This window comes from Mesorhizobium sp. B2-3-11 (genome assembly GCF_006442215.1).
GTDB lineage: Bacteria > Pseudomonadota > Alphaproteobacteria > Rhizobiales > Rhizobiaceae > Mesorhizobium > Mesorhizobium salmacidum.
This window is the reverse complement of sequence record NZ_VFVS01000001.1, coordinates 201,961-217,814: the sequence shown is the minus strand read 5'-3', so window position 1 is coordinate 217,814 and position 15,854 is coordinate 201,961. Positions and strand designations below refer to the sequence as shown.

Here is a 15,854-nt window from a genome sequence, read left to right as displayed (position 1 = left end):
GAGAATGCCGGCCATGGAAACGAACGAAAAACGTCAGCGCGGGCGTCCGCGCTCCTTCAATGGTCCGGCCGAAGCTGCCTCGGTGCAGTCGCTCGACCGTGCCTTGCGCATTCTGGCCATTGTCGCGGAAGGCAGCGGTCTGTCGCTGAGCGAGATATCGGCGCAAAGCGGGCTCGCCGCCTCCACCGTCTACCGCATGCTGACGACGCTCGAAAACCACGGCATGGTCGAGTTCGATACATCAGACCAGCTCTGGTCGATCGGTGTCGAGACCTACCGCATGGGCGCGGCGTTCCTGCGCCGCCGCAAGCTTGTGGATCGTGCCCGCATCGTCATGCAGGAACTGATGGAGAAGACCGGCGAGACCGCCAATCTCGGCGTCGCCGAGGACGACTGCGTGGTCTTCGTCAGCCAGGTCGAAACACACCAGGCGATCCGCGCCTTCTTTCGGCCGGGAACGCGCAGTCCCTTCCATGCCTCGGGCATCGGCAAGGCGGTGCTGGCGCATCTCGAACCGGAGCGCGTCGGAGCCATCCTGCGCAAGGTGGGCCTGCAGCGCTATACGGACAACACCCTTTCCGACATCTCCTCCCTCGCCCATGATCTGGCGGCCACCAAGCATCGCGGCTGGTCGGTAGACGACGAGGAGCGCCACCCCGGCATGCGTTGTGTCGCCGCCGCCATTTTCAACGAGTATGGCGAACCGATCGGCGGCGTTTCCGTTTCCGGACCGACGGTACGGGTCACGCCCGACCGACTGGCCGAGATCGGCCCGCTTGTGCGCGACGCCGCGATCCAGGTGACCAAGATGATAGGCGGCGTGGCGGTCAGTTGATCACCAAGTGCATGGCAAGGTGTTTGGAGCCGCATGTCCGACATGGCGCGCGCTGAATAGAATTGGCCGTCTTGCCGTGGCGCCCGAATGCATGCGACAGGGCGCGAATGAGGAAAATGGTTCAGCTTCTGCTCGCCGCTTCGCTTTGCGGATGCGTGGCGACGACGCCACGACCCGATACCGGCGGCCAGCGGGTCAATCCCATCCCGATCTCACTCGCGCTGGAAGAGATCATCACGACCGGTATTCGCCAGCGCCTGCTGGATTCGGCCTCCGCCAGATTCGGGACCATGCTCGCCGGCGAGCGAACGCTTGATGGCCGCCAGGAGATCGTGGTCTGCGGCACCGTCAACGCCAAGACCTCGCCTGGCGTCGATGGCGGCGACAAGCCATTCATCGCCAAAGTCTATCCGCAAGCCGCAAGCAGCTTTGAACTGGTCGCGATGGGCGACGATACGGAGGCTGCCCGGCTTCAAATTGGCGGCTCCTGCCGCGCGGCCGGTTTGCCGATCCTCGACCCGAAGACGCACCTCTAGAAGACGGCCTTCAAACGACGAAGAAGGGCTGCCTCGCAACCCCTCTTTCCTGTCGCCCGCCTCCCCTCAGAGTCGGCAGTAATGGCTGTAGCCGTCATGGCCGATATAGGTATCGGAATCCGGGTCGTAGCTCGCGTAACGGTCGAAGCAGCGGCGAACGTGCCAGGAACCGCCGTCTTCGTCGGTATAGACCGTACGCGGTTGCTGCTGGGCAAGCAGGCTGCCGAGGACGAAGCCGCCGACGCCGGCGGCGATGCCGATGCCGAGGTCGTGGTGATGGGAGTGAGCCGCCGATGGCTGGACGGTGCCGACCAAAGCGGTGGCGGCGATGGTGGTGGCGATGAGGCTGGAAACGAGTGTGCGCTTGAACATGATGATCTCCTTGCTTCGTTAACCGAGGCGATCCATCCGCCTCTTGATCATCTGTCGCCGCGGCATTGAAAAAGGTTCGACGGGGTTTTGATTTTTTTCGAGGAAGCTGGGATCCGCTGCCTGAAGGCGCGGCGGCCCGCCGGCGTTGATCATCCAGATTCCGGCGCTTCAGGCACCTTGCGCGCCCAATCGCGTCATCGGCCGTGACGGCGACAGATCGATGCAAAAAGGGCGGCCGAAGCCGCCCTTTTCTGGATTGGTTTTCAATCACGCCGTCAGGCTGCGCTCAGTAGATGATGATGCGGTGGTGGTGATGACGGTGATGATGATGGCCATAGATCCACCAGTAATCCGGGTAGTCCGGGTAATCCTGATAGTAGAGGTAGTCGTCGAAATGACGATGATGGTGATGCATGCCATGAGCCGACGAAGACTGGACGGTGCCGGCGAGCACGCCGGATGCAACGACGATGGCGACGAGGCCGGAAACAAGACTGCGCTTAAGCATAATGATCTCCTGGATCCTTTGATCGAGGCGACCATTCGCCTCCAAGGATCAGTCGGCGCACCGCGGCGAAAGGTTCGACAGTTCCGGAGATTTTTTTGAAACACGGTGGGCGTGTAGTGAGCAGGCAGTTCGCGCCATGACCACTTTACTCACCACGGGCTCAGCCCATGCCGGTGATATGGCGAAGCCAGAAGGCAAGCGCGATGAAACCGATGATCGTTGTGACGCCCGTCCAGTCGACATTGGCCTTCTTCACATCGCTGATGAGCTTCACCAGCAGCATCCACGCCACGATGACGATAGGGAGAATGATGACAAGCCTTATCATGCGACACTCCAATCCGAAGCGATTGCACCCTCATCCTCATGTAGGAAGCGCGTTTGCGGATTTCAGCACGGGCCATGGCGTCATCCACCACGGCCGACGCCCAAAAACGGAGTTTTGTCTTTACTGGCGCAACAAATATGCTAACCGGAGCGCCGTGCCCTTGTAGCTCAGCTGGTAGAGCAGCGGTTTTGTAAACCGAAGGTCGGCGGTTCGATTCCGTCCGGGGGCACCAGCCTTCGCTCTTCGAGCTCCGGGTGGCGGGCCACCCCAAGCCCTTAGACGCAGGTCCTCCGAAACCCCGGTGTAGAGCGATTACGAGCGCCGCCACTCTCTATGAGGCGCTCGCGATTTGGGCCGACACGTTCGTCCTGGTGAACGTATTCCTCACCCTCACAGACTTGTAGACATAAGCAGCCCAGATGCCGACCCCCACGAAAGACGCGAGGGGTGCCACCAGCGCATCGCCTGCGAGCACCTGGTTCACCGGAACGCCCAGAATTGACGAAGTCCAGATCGTATCCAGGACAAAAACGACAGGGATCGCAAGGCACTGAAGCAGAAACAATTGCGGGAACCGGCGGCTTCGCCGCAGCATCGAAACCAGCACAACCAGCTGAAGCGCCAGAAATGCGAGATTGAGGGCAATCTCCCCATACACCGCCAGCGGCCCATTTGGGAGAGTCATGAGTTGCCGGTAGCCGTCGGCCGAATTGGCGAAGTCGGCGAGCGTGCGCAGCGGTGACAATGTCTGACCGATCGCCAGCAGCATCAGCCAGCCACCGAAGCCCACAAGAGCCTCAGGATTCTGTGACGGCTTCGCGGCTGACCGGACAGCAAAGAAAACAGGCACGCCGATCAGCAGCAGCACGATCACCCAATGCCAGATGGAAAACGTTCCCATTTATTCCCCCCCCTTTTTAATACCCTCCTAAGTTGTATCAGATTTCAAGTTCAACTCAAGAGCTGAATTTTCGTAGACAACGATACCGAAGCGACGATTTCTCCTGCCTGCTCCCTCACACCCCGATCGCCGCCACCAATATCCTGCCCTGTCCCGGAAGCGGCAGGCTGCCATCTGCGGGAACACTCCTGAAAAACGGCAAGCGCCGCCGGGCGTCGGCGAAGACTTGGTTGGTGCAGGATCGATGAGCCTATTTTGGCGGCCTACAGCGCTCTTTGCGGGCAAGGCATCCCGGCGGCATCACCGCAGCGTGAGGCCGTGGGGACCGGCCTGGCGCTCATTTGTTCCGACTGGCGCACCAGTTCGGCGAAGACAAGCGCGAAACTTCCCAACATGACAAAGACGATGATCAGGCGTGCTACCGGCAATATGTCGGCCTCGTCTGGCTGGCGCATGTCCCCCGGCATCAGGATCCGCGGGATCACGCGCACAAATCTAACGTGCCGCAGCGCCCTTGCGTCCCGAAGGATAAGGTAGATGCTGCGGGCGCCCCACGCCACCCATGCCGGCTAACATGATCGGTCCGGCTTTACGAGACCTTAAGCCTGGCATTAACCATCACATTCGGTCGCGCCACGACATCAACCGCGACCGCCCCATGCGGCGGCACTGCCGCACCGTCGCTTCGTGAACCGGCAGAGGCTCTCTTTGCAGACCCGCCCGCCTCATGCTACCCCGGCGCTGGCGCGGCCGGAACCTGCCGGCGCCAATCGGTCGCGATCGGGAAGCCATGAGCACAGCCGCCAACAGCATCGCTTTCGTCTCGTCCGAGACAACAGACGCCAAGGCGGCGCTGGAGAGCCTGTCGGCGCGCTATGGCCAATGTTCGGTCGCCGAGGCGACTGTTGTGGTGGCGCTGGGGGGCGACGGCTTCCTGTTGCAGACCTTGCGCGACACGATGGGTACGGGAAAAAAAGTCTACGGTATGAACCGTGGCACAATCGGCTTCCTGATGAATGAGTACCGGTCCGGAGGACTCACCGAGCGCATCGCGGCCGCTGTCGCCGAAACGATCCGCCCGCTGGAGATGCTGGCAACCACCTCGGATGGCGAACAAGTCACGGCGCTGGCGATCAACGAAGTTGCGCTGTGGCGTCAATCCTATCAGACGGCCAAGATCCGCATCAGCGTCGATGACCAGATACGGCTCGAGGAACTGAACTGCGATGGCGTCATGATCGCGACGCCAGCCGGATCGACCGCATATAATCTTTCCGCGCACGGCCCTATCCTTCCGCTCGACGCGCCCCTTCTGGCTCTCACGCCGGTCAGCCCGTTTCGTCCGCGACGCTGGCGCGGCGCATTGCTTTCCAACAAGGCGACCGTGCGCTTCGACATTCTGGAGTCGGAAAAGCGGCCGGTGAACGCAGCCGCCGACCACACGGAGGTCAAGGCGGTGACCTCGGTCACGGTACGGGAATCGCCGACTGCCACCGCGACTTTGTTATTCGATCCCAACCACTCCTGGAACGAACGCATCCTGGCCGAACAGTTCCGTTACTGAGCCGGCACAGAGACAAGCGGCCGGATTAAGCATCGCGATTAAGGTTACAACTTCACAATCGCGCCAATCCTGCCCGTTTCTGTTGACAAATCGTGGGCTTGCGCCTAATCGCAATACCAATCTTGCAGGCGCGTGGCGCTTGCCGCGACGAATGACGTTGCGCTTCCCCGAACCAGCCAAAGACAGCAACACTTGTCCTCAGACACGACGATCGCTCAAGAAGCGTTGACCTTTTCAGACCTCGGCCTATCGCCGAAGGTGCTTTCCGCAGTCACCGATGCCGGCTACACCCAGCCGACCCCGATCCAGGCTGGCGCGATCCCGCACGCCTTGCTCGGCAAGGACGTGCTGGGCATTGCCCAGACCGGCACCGGCAAGACCGCCTCCTTCGTGCTGCCGATGCTGACCCGGCTCGAAAAGGGCCGCGCCCGCGCCCGCATGCCGCGCACGCTGATCCTGGAGCCGACCCGTGAGCTTGCCGCGCAGGTCGAAGAGAACTTCGTCAAATACGGCAAGAACCACAAGCTCAACATCGCGCTGCTGATCGGCGGCGTGTCGTTTGACGAGCAGGACAAGAAGCTGGAGCGCGGCGCCGACGTGCTGATCGCTACGCCAGGCCGTCTGCTCGACCACCGCGAGCGCGGCAAGCTGCTGCTCAACGGTGTCGAGATCCTGGTCATAGACGAGGCCGACCGTATGCTCGACATGGGTTTCATTCCCGACATCGAGCGTATCTGCGAGATGATCCCTTTCACCCGGCAGACGCTGTTCTTCTCGGCGACCATGCCGCCAGAGATCACCAAGCTGACGGAAAAATTCCTGCATGCGCCGGTGCGCGTCGAGGTCTCCAAGGCCGCGTCGGCGGCTACCAACATCACCCAGCGGCTGGTCAAATCGGGCTCGAAGCCTTGGGACAAGCGCGAAACACTGCGCAACCTGATCAAGGCCGAGGACGCGGAGCTGAAGAACGCGATCATCTTCTGTAATCGCAAGATCGAGGTTTCGGAGCTGTTCCGCTCGCTGCTGAAATATGACTTCGACGCCGGTGCGCTGCATGGCGACATGGACCAGCGCGCGCGCATGCAGATGCTGGCCAATTTCCGCGACGGCAAGCTGCGCTATCTCGTCGCCTCGGACGTCGCCGCGCGCGGCCTCGACATTCCCGATGTCAGCCATGTCTTCAACTACGACGTGCCGATCCATGCCGAGGACTATGTCCACCGCATCGGCCGCACAGGCCGCGCCGGGCGCTCAGGCAAGTCCTTCACCATCGCGACCAAGTCCGACACCAAGTATATCGACGCCATCGAACGGCTGATCGGCACCAAGATCGAATGGCATGACGGCGACCTGTCGACGGTGGTTGCCAGCGAAGGCGAGGACGATGCTCCGCGCCGCGGCAAAGGCGCGCCGCGCCGCGCCGGCCGCAAGGACGAGGACCGCAGCGACAGGGGTGGACGCAAGAAGGGCGGCGAGCGTCGCGGCAGACACAGCGAGGAAGATGCCGCGACCGCGGTTGCTCAACCGCAGCCCGATGTGGCCGAGACGGCCGATATTGTCGAACGGCGCGCGCGCAAGGATGCAATCCGTTCGGAAAACACCGAACGCAAATCATCCGACCGCAATGAGCCGCGCGCACCTGAGCATGGTGACACCAGGCCGCAGCGCAGCAACAACCGCCCTGCCCGCCACCATCAGGAAGACAACGACACCACAGTCGGCTTCGGCGACGACATGCCGGCCTTCATGCGCATCGTCGCCAAGGTCTGATTCCAACCAGCAAGCCGGCTACCCGGCTTGCCTCCTTTTTTGCCCTGCCGCCAAGAGCAATTCGAGGAAAAGCCGCCTAGCGCTTTTCCGTCCGGAATTGCGTCGAAACGAAGCATTGGCGCGGTTCGGCAATTCTATTGGACGCTGGTCCGCTCCAGGTCACATCGGTCCGGGCATCATCTTGGTCGGTTTCTCCAGCATCGGAAACTCGGCCTTGTTGCATTTCACCTTCGGATTCGTCGGACTGAACATGCCGTTCGGATTGTCATCGAGCCAGGCGTGAAGATCGTAGTGGACGAACTCCTTCGGGATGAGCGGATAGTGCCCCTCCATCGGGCCCATGAAGGTTTGACCAAACAGCTTTGGTGGCTCCTTGACGTCCGGGGTCAGCGGCACCAGCCACTCCACCCCAACCAAATGCAGGCCTTTTTTCGTTGGTTCGTAGATCAACACATTGGGATGCATCGGATCTAGTTTCTGGCCGACACTTGGAACGTTGACGAAATGGATGCCCATGGCGCCCTTCGGATAATCCATGGAGCCGGGTATCTTTTCCCCGCTGTAATAGACGCAGCCGACTGTCGACAGGTAGAGATCGCGGACGGCGGCGGTGTAGTCCTGATATTTGGCGAGCGATTTCTTCAACGCGTCGATGTCGGCCTTGTCGGCGTCCTCGGCATGAGCCGTGGCGAGGCCTAACCATGCACCTACAACGCTTGTCAAAGCGAGGACGCCCCAGCGCCCAAGACTGGCTGTTCTTGTCATGCATTCCTCCCAGATTTCATGATCTGGCCGTGCAAGACCGAGGCGGCAAAGATGTTGATTGCGCGGCCGATTGAACCGCCCCATCCCCTCTGGAACAGCGTCGATGCTAATCCTTTCCACGGCTGCGGAAAAGCACTTATTAGATATTGCTAATTTTATTTGATCGCCGTCATGAAACCGGGCGCCAAAATACGCCTGGATAAAAAAACGGCCCCGTTGGGGGCCGTTTTTCGCATGAGACGCCATTCTGCTCAGGTGAGCGGCGACAGCTGGATCTCGACGCGTCGGTTCTGGGCCCGGCCCTCGGCAGTGGCATTGGAGGCGACGGGCCGCGTCTTGCCAAATCCGGTGACGGCGAAGCGGCGCTGATCGACGCCCTGGCCGGACAGATAATTCGCGACCGCCAGCGCACGGCGCTGCGACAGATCGAAATTGTGCTGGTCGCCACCGGTCGAATCGGTATGGCCGAAAACGTCGACCGTGGTCTGCTTGAACTTCTTCAGCACCAGCGCCACCGAATTCAGCACCTGGTAGAAGCCGGGCTTCACCGCGTCCTGGTCGGTGTTGAAGGTGATGTCGGACGGCATGTTGAGGATGATCTGGTCGCCGCTACGGGTGACACTGACGCCGGTGCCCTCGAGCTGCCGGCGCAATTCAGCCTCGTTCTGGTCCATGGTGGCGCCGATGGCGCCGCCTGCCAGCGCGCCGATGCCGGCGCCGATCAGCGCATTGCGGCGGTCATTGCCGCCGGCAAGCAGACCAAGGCTGGCGCCTGCCAGGGCGCCAAGACCCGCCCCTGCGGCCGTGTTGGAAATCTTCTGGTCGCCCGTATACGGATCGGTGGTGGTGCACGCGGTCACGAGCAGAGCCGTCGCCATAACGACGAGCACGGTCTTCTTCATAGGATGGTCCCTCTCCAAGTCACGCCTTGCGATGGCGCCAAATCAGCCCTTGTCGCGACTTGTACCACGAAATGCGGCGAAAAACGGAACGGGAAAAGTGGCCGTCGCGGCTTTTCCCCCGGGTCCGTTGCGCATCGAAGCACCTTGGCGGGCTACCAGAGATTCTTGCCGTCAATGACCACCACTTCGACCTTGTCGAGGTCGAAGTCATCGAACAGCCGCGAGTTGACGCTGATCTTCGGATTGTCGAAATCCGGCTCGCCGGTCGACCAGTCCGGCGTTTCGGTGAAGGTGCCGCAGCCGCAGGTTGCGCAAAAACCATGCTTTACGGTCTTCGAGCCCCATTGGTAGAAGGAAACGTTCTTCAGCGGCGTGATGAGCTTGAACTGGGACGGGGTGTAATAGGCCCAGAGCGAGCCGCGTTTCGAGCAGAACGAACAGGTGCATTGTGTCACCGTCCGCGGCGCCTCCGACACCTCGAATATCGTCGCCTTGCAGTGGCAGCTTCCCTTGATGGCCATGAACATCACCTCTCCATTGTCCGTCGCCCAAGCGGCAAGGCACCATAAAGAAGCGATCCTGACAACCGTCCGTCAGCAGATGCGTCTGCCGAATGGCGTTGGCCGCCGGCGCAGCATCAAAAAGAGCGCGGCGGCACGAACAGGCATATCGTCTTGCCGGCGTCGAGACCGGCCTGATGAGCGCACCAGTGAAACTCGCCGTCAGGGCTGTCCTTGATGCGCTTGTCCGTCATGGGAACCACCTCGCCGGTGCCGGCGATCACGTAGCCCTCGGGTTTCTCCAGCACCTCGCCGGTATGCGTGGCACGACAGTCATAGTTGGCGCAGCAGGCGAATGGATAGCTCCAACCCTGCGGCTTTGCCGCCGTGGGCGTGGCGTCATGAGCAAAGGCAGCTGGCGCGCACATCGCGATCACGCCGACGGCGAACAGGGAAAACATAAGTCGGCCGACCGGTTGAACGGCTCGGGCCGATCTGGGAGTGGCAGCGGACATAGGACGTTCCTTTCGAGCGTCAAGCATTTCGCCTGCCCGTTCCCGGAACGTTTCTTCCCAGTGGCCGGATCGTCAGGTCGCAGATATGCCGCGTCCGGCCATAAATGCTTTTTGTCTCCCAGCGCTTGGATGCTGGGCTGATTCCTTGGTCGGCGCAAGAAGCCGCAGCGCCCGGATATGGGCGCAAGCGCATGACATACTGCTACCGCTGACGAGATTCAGGCCAGGTTTGTTCCCGGCAGGCGGGGCATGCAAACAACGGGATTGATCCGGAGTGGTTCCAGCCGGCCGATCGTCAGATGCGGGCAATCACATGCTCTTGATCACTGGTGACATTGCCGCAGATCGTCCGCGATGGAGAACCAGCCGCCCTGCAGCCACGAAGATGTGGGCAGCCGGACGAATGACAAACATGCGACGCGCCCGTTTTGGGGACAGGAAAAGACCCTCTTCCCGCACGAGAGCAATACGCCGAACCAGAAACCTTGCGATAGCCGGCGCGCTTGTTGCTGGCACCGGCGGAAAGCGTGTGGTCAACCGCTCACCGCACGGCGATACGTCCGCTTTTGCGACGAGCTCGCCGTCATTGCCCGCATGAGCAGCCTAATCCAGGTCGGCTACCACTTCGCCCGCGCCGCCCTCGATGCGTTGCGACAGCGAGGCTTCCATGAAGTCGTCGAGATCGCCATCGAGCACGCTAGACGGGTTGGTGCTTTCGGCGCCGGTGCGCAGATCCTTCACCAACTGATAGGGCTGCAGCACGTAGGAACGGATCTGGTGGCCCCAGCCGATATCGCTCTTCGACGCCTCGGTCGCGTTGGCGACCGCTTCGCGCTTCTTAAGCTCTTCCTCGTAGAGTCGCGAGCGCAGCATTTCCCAAGCCTTGGCCTTGTTCTTGTGCTGCGAGCGTTCGGCCTGGCAAGCGACCGCGATGCCGGTGGCGATATGGGTGATGCGCACGGCCGAATCGGTGGTGTTGACGTGCTGGCCGCCCGAGCCGGACGAACGATAGGTATCGATGCGCACGTCGGATTCGGAGACGTCGATCTCTATCCTGTCGTCGACGACGGGATAGACCCAGACGCTGGAGAAGGACGTATGACGGCGCGCATTGCTGTCATAGGGTGAGATGCGCACCAGGCGGTGGACGCCGGATTCGGTCTTCATCCAGCCATAGGCATTGTGCCCCTTGATCAGCAAGGTGGCGGACTTGATGCCGGCCTCTTCGCCGTCATGCACTTCCAGCACCTCGACCTTGAAGCGGCGGCGCTCGGCCCAGCGCGTGTACATGCGCAACAGCATCGAGGCCCAGTCCTGGCTTTCGGTACCGCCGGCGCCGGCATGGATTTCGAGATAGGTGTCGTTGGCGTCGGCCTCGCCCGAGAGCAACGTCTCGACCTGGCGGGCCTTTGCCTCCCCCTGCATCGAGCGGATCGCGGCCTCGGCCTCGGCGATGACGCCTTCGTCGCCCTCTTCCTCGCCAAGCTCGATCAGGCCGATATTGTCTTCCAGCGCCTGGGTCAGGCCCTTGACCGCCGCGATGCCTTCCTCGAGGCCCTGGCGTTCGCGCATCAGCTTCTGCGCTTCCAGCGGTTCGTTCCAGAGGCTTGCGTCCTCGGCCCGCACGTTCAGGTATTCAAGCCGCTTTATGGCCTGATCCCAGTCAAAGATGCCTCCTCAGCAGGGTAATCGCCTGCCTGATCTCATCGACAATATTCTGCGTTTCCGCGCGCATGGCCTGATATTTTGTCCTGTTGCTGAATGACGCTTCGGTCGGCGCGATACATAGGGACGGTGCCGCCATGTGTAAAGCGAAATGGGCCAGCCTCAGGCTGGCCCGTTCGGACGTTTGAATTCGTCAGTAAAGGCCGCCGCCGCCGTCCTGGATGGCCTGGTTGGCCTGCGGCGACAGTGCCCCGCCGGAAGCGTTGGAGCCGTCGGCGCCCATGCCGATCACCCAGTAGCTGTCGGCGGGGCCGGTGCCCGGCTTGAAGGCCTCGATGATGGTGCCGGGATCGCCCGAGGAGGCGCGCATGCCGGTCTTGCGGTTGATGGCGATCAGATTCATGCCGTCGGGCACCTTGAAGTCGACATTGGGCGTGCCGTCCAGCGCCACGCGCATGAAATCCTTGAAGATCGGGGCGGCAAGGCCGCCACCGGTGGCGCCATGGCCAAGGCCGCGCGGCGTGTCGTAGCCCATGTAGAGACCAACCACGAGGTTCGGCGTATAGCCGATGAACCAGGCGTCCTTCTCGTCATTGGTGGTGCCGGTCTTGCCGGCGATGTGGCGGCCAAGCTCGCCGATGGTGGCGCCTGTGCCGCGCTGGACGACACCTTCCATCATCGAGGTGATCTGGTAGGCGGTCATCGGATCGAGCACCTGCTCGGAATTGTCGACCAGTTCCGGCTCCGGCTGGTTTTTCCATTCAGGCGCGTTGCAGCCTTCGCAGCCACGCTCATCCTGCTTGAACACCGTCTTGCCGTAGCGGTCCTGGATGCGGTCAATCAGCGTCGGTTTGATCGACTTGCCGCCATTGGCCATGATCGAATAGGCCGAAACCATGCGCATGACGGTCGTCTCGCCCGAACCCAGCGCCATCGGCAGGTATGGCGCCAGATGATCATAGACGCCGAAGCGCTCGGCATATTCGACGACCAGCTTCATGCCCATGTCATTGGCAAGCCGCACCGTCATAAGGTTGCGCGACTTCTCGATGCCGGAACGCAGCGTTGCCGGGCCGGCGACCGTGCCGTCATAGTTCTTCGGCGTCCAGGTTGTGTTGCCGCTCTGGATGGTGATCGGTCCGTCCATGATTACCGAGGCCGGGGTATAACCATTGTCGAGCGCGGCCGAATAGACGATCGGCTTGAACGACGAGCCCGGCTGGCGCATCGCCTGCGTGGCACGGTTGAATTCGGATTGCGAATAAGAGAAACCGCCGACCATGGCCAGCACGCGGCCGGTGTGCGGATCCATCGCGATCAGGCCACCTGCCACCTCGGGAACCTGGCGCAAGCTGTAGGTATTGTCGGAACCGTCGTTCTTCTGGACGAAGATGACGTCGCCCGGCTTCAGCACGTCGGCCGGCGACCTGGCCTTGACCGTCTTGCCGTCGACCACATGGCGCATGGCAAAGCCCATGTCTTCCTTGCTGACGGTGCCTTCGACGCGTTCCTTCACGATATCGCCCGACGCCTGGCGTGCGGGCTGAAGGCCGATCGACAGCCCGGACGCCGAACTGTCGAGCACGACGGCCAGCGACCACTCGGGAACGTCTTCCAGTCCCTTGACGGCACCCAATGGCACACCCCAGTCGCCGGAGACGTCGATCGTCTTCACCGGCCCGCGATAGCCGCGCAAAGTATCGTATTTCATCAACCCATTCTGCATCGCCTTGCGGGCAATGAGCTGGACCTTCGGGTCAAGGGTGGTGCGAATCGACAGCCCGCCCTCATAGAGGGCGTTCTCGCCGTAGCGGGCGATGATCTGCCGACGAACCTCTTCCGTGAAATACTCGCCGGCGAAAAGGTAGGAGCCGGTGCGGCGCGGAGCAACGCCAAGCGGCTCGGCCTTCGCTTTCGCGCCCTCTTCGGGCGTAACGTAACCGTTTTCGACCATCTGGCCGATCACCCAGTTTCGCCGTTCAATTGCCCGGTCGGCGTGCTTGAAGGGATTGTAGTTGGCCGGACCTTTCGGGAGCGATGCCAGATAAGCGGCCTCGGCCACGGTCAGTTCGTTCACCGATTTATCGAAGTAGGTCAGTGCGGCACCGGCAACGCCATAGGCATTGAAGCCGAAGAAAATCTCATTGAGATAGAGCTCGAGGATACGATCCTTGGAATAGGCCTGCTCGATGCGGAACGAAAGGATGGCTTCCTTGACCTTGCGTTCCAGGGAGCGCTCGTTGGTCAGCAGGAAGTTCTTGGCAACCTGTTGGGTGATCGTCGAGCCGCCCTGCATGGGGCCACCCGAAACGTAAGTCATCACCGCTCTGCCCAACCCCGTTATGTCGACACCAGGGTGGCTGTAGAAGTTCTTGTCCTCCGCGGACAGGAAGGCAGCCTTGACGCGATCCGGGATGGCCTGGATCGGCAAATAAAGGCGCCGTTCCCGTGCATACTCCGCCATCAGCGCGCCATCCGAGGCATGGATACGGGTGGTCACCGGAGGCTCGTACTTGGCCAGCACTTCGTAGTCTGGCAGATCCTTTGCCACATGGCCGATGTAAAGGGCAACGCCCGCCGCGGCCAGGAGGGCCAGCGTCGTGCCGATGCCGAAGAAATAGCCAATGAGACGAATCATACCCGCTCCAGTCCTTGGTTCGGGAATTTCCTAAACGAAGCCGCCTTCCACGCAAGCTTTCGAGCCGGTCCCAACCCGTAATCGAAAACCCATGTCGCCACCATGTGGACAAAATACGGCAGGGCCGCGTTTCGCGGCCGCAAGCCGGAAATAAAAGCGGCGAGTGTTGTCATCCCGCAACGCCGCCTCTGGTTGCAGGCGCTGCCGGGCATTGTCAACCTCCGGTTCGGGCCCCGGCACGGGCGGAAGCGAACAACGCGACGGCGTTGGTGATGCTTTGCGCTGCCTTGCCGCGCCACTCGGTGTCGAGCAGTTGCGCCTCGTCCTTGGCGTTGGAGAGATAGCCGAGCTCGACCAGCACGGACGGCACGTCCGGGGCCTTCAGCACCTTGAATCCGGCCGAACGCTGCGGATTGTTGATAAGGCCGACGCTGGTCGAGAGCTGACCGACCAAGGTGTGGGCAAAACTCATCGAGAAATTGTGCGTCTCGCGGCGGATCAGGTCGATCAGGATGTCGGTCACTTCCTTGTTGTCGTCTTTGATGACCATGCCGGCGAACTGGTCCGACAGGTTTTCACGGTCGGCAAGCGCCTGTGCTTGAGGGTCGGAAGCCTTGTCGGAGACCGTATAGACAGTGGCGCCGCGGATGCCCTTGACGCTGATCGTGTCGGCATGGATCGAAATAAGCAGATCGGCCTCATGCTGGCGCGCAATGCGGACGCGGTCGTCCAGGCGCAGATATTCATCGGTATCACGGGTCATGAAGACATCGTATCTGCCGACGGCCGCGAGCTTGTCGCGCAGCTCAGTGGCAAAGGCCAGTGTGACGTTCTTCTCGATGGTGCCGTTCAGGCCTTCGGCGCCGCCGTCCACGCCGCCATGGCCGGGGTCGATGACGACGGTGAACCTGTGGCCGGGATTGGAGACAGGTCCCGTGCCGACCCGGCCGCCTTTATCGGTCGAAACCGTGGAACCGGTGGTCAGCGCCTGATTGGCAAGCGCGGCGTCAAACTCACGTTCGGACGCCGCCGACATGTCGATGGCAATGCGGTAGCCGGTTCCGTCCTCGTTCTTGAGCACATCGAGCTTGTCGACGGCGAACGGTCCCTTGCCTGTCAGGATCAGTCGCGAAACGCCCTCGCCGAGTTCGCCGAGCCGCACGCCCTTGACCAGGCCACGCGGCTTCAAATCCTTGGCATCGATGGCAAATCGGGTGTTCGCAAGATCGATGACAAGGCGGTTGGGTCCGCGCAGCAGGAACCATTTGATGTCAGGCTCGCGATCGAAATCCATGACGATGCGCATCTTGGTGGCATCGCCGGCCATTTTGTAGCCCTTCGCCACAAGCGGCGCGTCGGCGGCACTGGCAATCGTGGAAAAGGCGGACGAAAACACCACCAGCAACACGAGACAGAAGGCACGGAGAATCTGGCCGCCAACACGACATCCCTTGTCTGTGAAGTCCGCCAGTCCCATCTCTCTTCTAGTCGCTCCCGCTTTGGCGCCAGGCGCCGGCTCGTTTAGTCGAAGTGCCGGTTAGGCCGCGAACTCGATTAACGATTGGTATCCAGAGAAGGTTAACCAAGCCTTTTCACGCAAGGATCGGAACCAGGCTTACGCTACGGAACTGCTTTTTGCCGGCATCGGAAATCGGGGTTGCCTTCCAACCCGCCAAATCATAAAAGCGATGGTGGATCACTGCAATCCTGGAACCGCCCTCCTCCGCAGCTTCCTGCTACAGGGTCAGATGAAAGGCGGCTCCTTTCGCTTCACGCGAAAAGGCTTCAGGTGATTGCGACGAATTTCGCAGGTGTGCTCCCGTGGCGGGGGAATCACCTGCGTGAGGAAAACGGCCGGGTTTGTTCCCGCGCCGGCTCTGTATGAGCAAACAAGCTGGTCCGGTTTCCGGGCTTTGGTTCAAAAGGTTCTGCTGGTGACGATGGCTTCAAGCGCAATCATGGAAAGGTCCGCATCAAACCGCGCCAATATGGCTGCGGGCGGCACCGCCATGACACGCAGGCAGCGTCCGGCGGACGTTCAATTATCCGGCACCC

At 61.5% G+C, this 15,854-nt stretch carries 16 protein-coding genes and 1 tRNA gene; 5 read left to right on the top strand and 12 right to left on the bottom strand.

Features of this window, described 5'->3' with window-relative positions; translation table 11 throughout:
• Positions 1-13: 13 nt before the first annotated feature.
• Both bhcR and FJ960_RS01080 read left to right on the top strand, forming a co-directional pair.
• On the top strand, positions 14-835 hold the full coding sequence (gene bhcR / locus FJ960_RS01085) for an HTH-type transcriptional regulator BhcR (RefSeq protein WP_140711486.1): 822 nt from the start codon (positions 14-16) through the stop codon (positions 833-835).
• A gap of 116 nt (positions 836-951) precedes the next feature.
• Positions 952-1,371: a hypothetical protein gene (locus FJ960_RS01080; protein WP_246672579.1), complete on the top strand. Its 420-nt coding sequence runs from the start codon at positions 952-954 to the stop codon at positions 1,369-1,371.
• Positions 1,372-1,437: 66 nt separating this feature from the next.
• On the opposite strand, the gene FJ960_RS01075 is transcribed toward FJ960_RS01080, so the two are convergent.
• The 3 genes from FJ960_RS01075 to FJ960_RS01065 all read right to left on the bottom strand — a co-directional run bounded on the left by FJ960_RS01075 (position 1,438) and on the right by FJ960_RS01065 (position 2,579).
• Positions 1,438-1,743, bottom strand: coding sequence for a BA14K family protein (locus tag FJ960_RS01075; protein ID WP_140711485.1), 306 nt, complete (start codon positions 1,741-1,743; stop codon positions 1,438-1,440).
• 286 nt (positions 1,744-2,029) lie between these two features.
• Complete coding sequence (locus FJ960_RS01070; protein ID WP_140711484.1) at positions 2,030-2,251, bottom strand: hypothetical protein; 222 nt, start codon at positions 2,249-2,251, stop codon at positions 2,030-2,032.
• A gap of 160 nt (positions 2,252-2,411) precedes the next feature.
• Positions 2,412-2,579: a hypothetical protein gene (locus tag FJ960_RS01065; RefSeq protein ID WP_140508825.1), complete on the bottom strand. Its 168-nt coding sequence runs from the start codon at positions 2,577-2,579 to the stop codon at positions 2,412-2,414.
• Between the two features lie 156 nt (positions 2,580-2,735).
• Here FJ960_RS01065 and FJ960_RS01060 point away from each other — a divergent pair.
• Positions 2,736-2,811, top strand: a tRNA-Thr gene (locus tag FJ960_RS01060).
• A gap of 99 nt (positions 2,812-2,910) precedes the next feature.
• Here FJ960_RS01060 and FJ960_RS01055 read toward each other — a convergent pair.
• Positions 2,911-3,480 carry a DUF2569 family protein gene (locus tag FJ960_RS01055; protein WP_140711483.1) on the bottom strand — a complete coding sequence of 190 codons (570 nt, stop codon included), beginning with the start codon at positions 3,478-3,480 and terminating at the stop codon, positions 2,911-2,913.
• A gap of 263 nt (positions 3,481-3,743) precedes the next feature.
• Positions 3,744-3,965, bottom strand: coding sequence for a hypothetical protein (locus FJ960_RS01050; protein WP_246672578.1), 222 nt, complete (start codon positions 3,963-3,965; stop codon positions 3,744-3,746).
• A gap of 305 nt (positions 3,966-4,270) precedes the next feature.
• Between FJ960_RS01050 and FJ960_RS01045 the strand changes: the two genes are divergently transcribed.
• Positions 4,271-5,044 (top strand): NAD kinase, encoded by a 774-nt coding sequence (locus FJ960_RS01045; protein WP_027146866.1) that lies wholly within the window; start codon positions 4,271-4,273, stop codon positions 5,042-5,044.
• A 192-nt stretch (positions 5,045-5,236) separates the two neighbouring features.
• Positions 5,237-6,814 carry a DEAD/DEAH box helicase gene (locus tag FJ960_RS01040; protein ID WP_181174123.1) on the top strand — a complete coding sequence of 526 codons (1,578 nt, stop codon included), beginning with the start codon at positions 5,237-5,239 and terminating at the stop codon, positions 6,812-6,814.
• Between the two features lie 159 nt (positions 6,815-6,973).
• On the opposite strand, the gene FJ960_RS01035 is transcribed toward FJ960_RS01040, so the two are convergent.
• The 7 genes from FJ960_RS01035 to FJ960_RS01005 all read right to left on the bottom strand — a co-directional run bounded on the left by FJ960_RS01035 (position 6,974) and on the right by FJ960_RS01005 (position 15,276).
• Positions 6,974-7,825 carry a hypothetical protein gene (locus FJ960_RS01035; protein ID WP_246672576.1) on the bottom strand — a complete coding sequence of 284 codons (852 nt, stop codon included), beginning with the start codon at positions 7,823-7,825 and terminating at the stop codon, positions 6,974-6,976.
• A 5-nt stretch (positions 7,826-7,830) separates the two neighbouring features.
• Positions 7,831-8,481 carry an OmpA family protein gene (locus tag FJ960_RS01030; protein ID WP_015318025.1) on the bottom strand — a complete coding sequence of 217 codons (651 nt, stop codon included), beginning with the start codon at positions 8,479-8,481 and terminating at the stop codon, positions 7,831-7,833.
• Positions 8,482-8,633: 152 nt separating this feature from the next.
• Positions 8,634-9,002, bottom strand: coding sequence for a GFA family protein (locus FJ960_RS01025; RefSeq protein ID WP_027146857.1), 369 nt, complete (start codon positions 9,000-9,002; stop codon positions 8,634-8,636).
• Between the two features lie 116 nt (positions 9,003-9,118).
• Positions 9,119-9,496 carry a hypothetical protein gene (locus FJ960_RS01020; RefSeq protein ID WP_140508820.1) on the bottom strand — a complete coding sequence of 126 codons (378 nt, stop codon included), beginning with the start codon at positions 9,494-9,496 and terminating at the stop codon, positions 9,119-9,121.
• A 603-nt stretch (positions 9,497-10,099) separates the two neighbouring features.
• Positions 10,100-11,231 (bottom strand): peptide chain release factor 2 gene (prfB, locus tag FJ960_RS01015; protein ID WP_140711481.1). Its coding sequence is split into 2 segments (ribosomal slippage): positions 10,100-11,164 and positions 11,166-11,231, totalling 1,131 coding nucleotides; the frame shifts between segments, so codons are not numbered across the junction.
• Between the two features lie 123 nt (positions 11,232-11,354).
• A complete protein-coding gene (locus tag FJ960_RS01010) occupies positions 11,355-13,799 on the bottom strand; it encodes a penicillin-binding protein 1A (protein ID WP_140711480.1) in 2,445 nt (814 codons plus the stop codon).
• A 214-nt stretch (positions 13,800-14,013) separates the two neighbouring features.
• A complete protein-coding gene (locus tag FJ960_RS01005; protein WP_140508816.1) occupies positions 14,014-15,276 on the bottom strand; it encodes an N-acetylmuramoyl-L-alanine amidase in 1,263 nt (420 codons plus the stop codon).
• Between the last annotated feature and the right edge of the window lie 578 nt (positions 15,277-15,854).